Origin of the sequence: Acinetobacter sp. S4397-1 (assembly GCF_024129285.1) — a bacterium.
Lineage (GTDB): Bacteria > Pseudomonadota > Gammaproteobacteria > Pseudomonadales > Moraxellaceae > Acinetobacter > Acinetobacter lwoffii_C.
The window spans coordinates 1-645 of sequence record NZ_JAMXXZ010000082.1 but is presented as its reverse complement, the minus strand read 5'-3'; the positions used below and the strand labels follow the sequence as shown (position 1 = coordinate 645).

Annotated in this window: 1 protein-coding gene; it reads left to right on the top strand. The window is 42.5% G+C overall.

Going from position 1 to position 645, the window contains the following annotated elements:
• Nucleotides 1-74: 74 nt before the first annotated feature.
• Nucleotides 75-645: IS1 family transposase (locus NI467_RS14590; protein ID WP_253153499.1), on the top strand; the 571-nt coding region annotated here is incomplete at its 3' end.

Below are 645 nucleotides of genomic sequence, written 5' to 3'. Positions count from 1 at the left end.
GGTGGTGTATCAGAAAGTATGCTGAGGAGATGAAAGAAGGGTGACAGCCGAAGCAAGATGATATATTTGAGGTTATGAAGACACAAATAGATATCATATGCCCCGACTGTCACAGTCCCAGTTTAAAGAAAAACGGCAAAAAAAGCTATGGCAAGCAGAACTATCAATGTAAGGACTGCAAACGCCAGTTTATTGGCGATCATGCCCTAACTTATAACGGCTGTCACTCTAGAATAGAAGATAAAATACGGCTAATGACAGTGAGAGGCTGTGGCGTCAGAGACATTGCTATTATAGCCTCAGTTAGCATTGGTAAAGTGCTTAGCACCATAGGCTCATCTGTTTATAAGATTGCGCCTAAGAAGCGCTATTATGAACGCTTAGAGGTTGATGAGTTTTGGACTTACGTGTATCGCAAGAAGCGTAAAGTTTGGCTTATTTATGCTTATGACCGCGCTACCAATGAGATTGTCGCTTATGTCTGGGGCAAACGTGACTTGAAAACAGCTAAGAAGCTAAGAGCCCGTCTTAAACAACTGAAAGTCAGCTATGGCTCTATTAGCATGGATAACTGGGATAGCTTTATAACCGCATTCAAGCCTGACAAGAAACAAATCGGCAAGCAGCATACGGTAGGCATAGAAG